Raw genomic sequence first — 219 nt, 5'->3', positions numbered from 1 at the left:
CGTGGCCAGCTAGGCATGCACTAATGGCTAAATCCAAACTAACAAACGAGGTATCTCGGCTCGGTTTCACCGCTATGTCTTCTTCTTGTGATAACCAGGAGCGCCAATCTAAGTGGTCATCGGTTGCATGCAACCGAGGCATTGCCAATACTCCAGGCAATTGCTTACTGTTCTGCCCTTCACTTAAGGTATAGATAGGCGCCATATATTCATCGCGCA

At 48.4% G+C, this 219-nt stretch carries 1 pseudogene; it reads right to left on the bottom strand.

From position 1 onward, the window contains the following. Nucleotides 1-219: pseudogene (locus tag E0702_RS19900) on the bottom strand (hypothetical protein); the annotation flags it as partial.

Origin of the sequence: Halomonas marinisediminis (genome assembly GCF_004347715.1) — a bacterium.
GTDB lineage: Bacteria > Pseudomonadota > Gammaproteobacteria > Pseudomonadales > Halomonadaceae > Halomonas > Halomonas icarae.
This window is presented reverse-complemented; position numbering and strand designations above follow the sequence as displayed.